This is a genomic window from Slackia sp. (assembly GCF_977041755.1).
The window spans coordinates 1-4093 of sequence record NZ_CDRRGL010000155.1 but is presented as its reverse complement, the minus strand read 5'-3'; the positions used below and the strand labels follow the sequence as shown (position 1 = coordinate 4093).

Annotated in this window: 3 protein-coding genes; 2 read left to right on the top strand and 1 reads right to left on the bottom strand. The window is 58.8% G+C overall.

The window, feature by feature from the left end; translation table 11 throughout:
• The coding region (locus ACWI8T_RS08735) for an oxidoreductase (RefSeq protein WP_449138668.1) at window positions 1–1285 on the bottom strand (1285 nt) is incomplete at its 3' end.
• A 359-nt stretch (window positions 1286–1644) separates the two neighbouring features.
• Between ACWI8T_RS08735 and ACWI8T_RS08730 the strand changes: the two genes are divergently transcribed.
• Both ACWI8T_RS08730 and ACWI8T_RS08725 read left to right on the top strand, forming a co-directional pair.
• Entirely contained in the window at window positions 1645–2412 is a 768-nt protein-coding gene (locus ACWI8T_RS08730; protein WP_449138667.1) for an Hsp70 family protein, read from the top strand.
• Window positions 2413–2517: 105 nt separating this feature from the next.
• Entirely contained in the window at window positions 2518–3963 is a 1446-nt protein-coding gene (locus tag ACWI8T_RS08725; RefSeq protein ID WP_449138666.1) for a Sapep family Mn(2+)-dependent dipeptidase, read from the top strand.
• Window positions 3964–4093 lie beyond the last annotated feature (130 nt).

The following is a 4093-nucleotide window of genomic DNA, read 5'->3' as shown; positions in this document are numbered from 1 at the left end:
GGGGGCCTGCTTCGTAAAGATCGACCTCATGGCCGCGCTCAACGGCGCACACGGCCGCATTGATGCCAGCCGGGCCAGAACCCACGACCATCACGCGCTTTTTCTTCTCCGCTTTCGGGTACATCTCATGATCGAGCTCTGCGCCCAAATGGGGGTTCACGCCGCAGTAATTCATCGGCTTGCCCTGGCTCACCACGTCATCGAGGCAACGGCAGCACACGATGCACTTGCGCATATCGCAGGTTCGATCTTCCATGACCTTTCGAGGAAGGTCGGGGTCGGCGATGCTGTAACGAAGGCCAGCGATCACATCGACCTTGCCCGCCTGAAGAGCTTGCTCCATAGCGGTCGGGTCGGTATTGCGGTAACCCTGGGCCACCGGCTTCTTGGCGACGGTCTTGATTTTCTGGGAAATCCACGTCCAGTGGCAATCTTCGATAACCTTCGTGGTCAAAGGCTCGCTCGTCTCGTGCCAACCCACGGCCAAATCGTGCAAGTCGGCGCCAGCCTCTTCAAGCATGGGCGCAATCTGCAGCGCTTCCTCCATGGAAAGGCCCTCGCCAGCCGGGCTCTTGATGAAGTCGACCGGGCTCCAACGAACGACGATGGGGAAATCGGGGCCCAAGGCCTCACGCACGCCCGCGATGACCTCGCATGCGAAGCGGGCACGATTCTCGATGCTTCCGCCGTATTCATCGGTGCGATTGTTCGTCGCCTTCGCCATGAAGCGGCTCATAATGCCGCCAACGCCCGCCATAACCTCGATGGCGTCGAAGCCAGCTTCCTTGATGACGCGAGCGCCATTGATGTATTGCTTCTGGAAGTCGTGGATTTGCTCGATGGACATGGCCTTGAAGCCGCTCATGAATTTCAGAATGGCGATATCGGAGGGGCCATACGCGCTTTCGGGAAGCTCGTCGGAGGGCTTCCAATCATGCACGCAATAAAGCTGAGCGCAAATAAGGCCGTCATGCTTGTGCACGGGATCGACCATATATTTCTTCAAGTCGGGAATGCACGTCTCGTCGTAGCACGAAGGCAGAGCATGAATCATCGGATTGCTCGCCTCGAGCTCATTGCGCCTCCAGGGAACAATGGTCTGAATAATCATTGCCGTCTGGCCAGCGGCGCGCTCTTCAAGATAATTCGCGAGACGTTGGGTGGGACGATTGTCGGGCGTAACATAGCCCAAACCAGGCGACATCGACGTGGTAATCATGCGGTTCTTCAGCGTAACGCCATTGACCTTCAGCGGGGAGCCGAGGATTGGGTACTCTTTGCTCATGCGCGAAACCCCTCTTTCTCATGTTTCATATATGCAACCACCTTGATGCATAGGAACTGAGCAAAAAGCGTGCCAAACAGCGCAGTCCCGCATCGCATGCTCAGTTGTAAAGCCGTAAAAGGAGCCTGGCGACGCTCTGTCCGTGAGCGCCGCACAGATAAGACAGCCGGCTCGCACCCCGTATCGCGAACGCGAGCCAACGTACCCTGAGCAAACATCATGCCGACAGTCGCAGCATTCGTGCGCAATCGGCCCTTATGCATAGGCATGTTTTTTGCTACAACAGGGCTAATGGAGAAATAGTGTGCTCGGAAAGCGCGCTTAAAAACCGAACGATTCACGAGAGGGTGTGGCCTTCCATGGCAAAGAAGACCGTCGATATCAATGTCGGGAAAAGCAAGTTCTCGCGAAACCAAAAAGCAGGAGGCTCGACGAGCGTTCAGCTCGACTGTGCCAGCGGCAAACTCCCCTTCGACATCGCCATCGAGCTTCCCGATGGCCGCGCCCACGCCGTGGTAAGGCGAGGACGCACGTTGCCGATTCACCAAGAGGAGTTGTTCTCTACGGCATCGTCGTATCAAACCGCAATGGAATTCCATGTCGTTTACGGAAATCGCCCTTTGGCGAAAGACTGCGAAAGCATCGCGCGCATTCGCCTTCGAAATATTCGCTGGTCGGCAGCCGGGGTTCCGAAAGTCACGGTCAATTTCGACGTGGATAAAACAGGCTTGCTCACCATTGGCGTCAACAATCTCGATCGAAAAGACGAAGCCATCGTTGAGACGAACGAGATTCCCACGGGGTTCAACGAGACCGCGCACGCCGCCGAAGGCGAAAACGCCGCATCCGATGCCGAGGAACGCGAACGTATTCGCGAGCTCGACGAAGCCCGCGAATTGCTGAGACGCCTCGATGACGAATACCACGTTTCCAAACGCGCCATGAAGTGGGGCGAAAAACGCGAATACAAGCGCGTCCGCAAAGCCATCGCCGACATCGTCTCGCAACCGCTGTCGAAAACGAGCAATGCCGATATGAAAGCGCTTCGGCTCAACATGCAGGACATGCGCGGCCAAAAACGCGTGCTCGACCAGCGAAAGGCGCAAGTCGAAAGCTGGTATGACTAACGCCCGATAACAGCTTGTCCAAATTACCGCATGACCCGAGCGCGAGCATCGCCAAGCGGTAAAATGAAACCATCTACCCCGAACAAGAGAGAGGATGAGGGGATTATGGCAGAAATGAAAGACGCGGCATTCCTTGCCGAAGCCGACAGCTGGATCGACGCTCATTGGGAAGAGATCGTCGAAGAAATCGGCAATCTCGTCGCTGTTCCAAGCGTCGTCGACTTCGACGCCGCCACGCCCGAGCACCCCAGCGGCCCCGACGCGCACGCCGGCATGACGGCAGCGCTCGATTTGGCTTCTCGCCTGGGCTTTCCGACCACCGATGAGGCGGGCGAAATCGGCTGGGCCGACCTCGAAGGCGAAAGCGAAACCCAGCTCGGCATGATTTGCCACGCCGACGTTGTGGTGCCGGGCGTCGGCTGGACAAGCGACCCGTGGACCATGCAGCGCCGCGACGGCTTCCTTATCGGCCGCGGCGTACTCGACGACAAAGGCCCGCTTGTCGTTTCGTTGTACGCCATGAAGTTTTTCGCCGAGCGCTGCGAAGCCGAAGGCAAGAAGCTCCCCTACACCATTCGCATGCTTGTAGGCACCAACGAGGAAACCGGAACCATGAAAGACGTGGGCTATTACCTCGCCCACCACAAAGCTCCCGCATTCCTGTTCACGTCCGATGCCGAATTCTCGGTGTGCTACGGCGAAAAGGGCGGTTTCGACGGCCTGATTACGTCGAAGAAGCTCGAGGGCGGCAATATCGTCGACTTCACCACGGGCGACGCGGCCACCAACGCCGTCCCCAGCCAGGCAACCCTCGTCGTGAAGGCAAACGCCGCCGAGCTGCCTGCGCCTGCCGGCTTCGAAGTAACCGACGCCGGCGACGGCTGCGCAAAGATCGTCGCCACAGGCAAGGGCGGCCATGCATCGCTGCCCGAGGGCACGGTCAACGCCATTGGCATGCTCGCGCGTTATGCGCTTGAGCACGACCTCTGCAGCGAGGACGAGGCCGAGTTCCTGCGTCTCGCCGTGAAGATCATGGACTCCACCGACGGCAGCTCCATAGGAATCGACACGGCCGACGCTTACTTCGATCCGCTGACCTGCATCGCGGGCACTATTCACATGGTCGATGCCCACTTGGAGCTCACCATCGACATTCGCTATCCTTCGTCCACTACGGGCGAAGAACTACAGGCCAAGCTTTCCGACGTTGCCGATGAGTACCATGCAACCTGCGAAAATACGCTGCTCATGGTTCCGTTCCTCGTCGACCCGAAAAGCCCGGCGATTCAAATGCTCGCTTCTTCGTATCACGACGCCACCGGCCTTGACGGCGACCCGTTCACCATCGGCGGCGGCACCTACGCGCGCGAATTCCCGTGCGCTGCGAGCTTCGGCCCCGAAGATCCGCATGACGAATACCCCGAGTGGGTCGGCCCCATGCACGGCGCCGATGAGGGTATTTCCGAGGAAACGCTGCGTCGCGCCATGCGCACCTATATCCTGGCGATTAAGCGCCTGATGGAAATCGACCTCGAGTCCTTGGCCAAATAAAGCCCGTGTACGGCACGGAGCTTCATCAAGAGCGCCCTTGCCACGCATGATCCCGCCCCGACGTCTTCCGCTGACGCTGGGGCGGTTTTTTGTCGCGGATTTCACGCCGCCCCTCGCCCACCAAGGCCTG

Bases quoted from the DNA above. Each gene is read 5' to 3' on its own strand.
- ACWI8T_RS08725 (WP_449138666.1), top strand. From the start codon at position 2,518: ATGGCAGAAATGAAAGACGCGGCATTCCTTGCCGAAGCCGACAGCTGG.
- ACWI8T_RS08730 (WP_449138667.1), top strand. From the start codon at position 1,645: ATGGCAAAGAAGACCGTCGATATCAATGTCGGGAAAAGCAAGTTCTCG.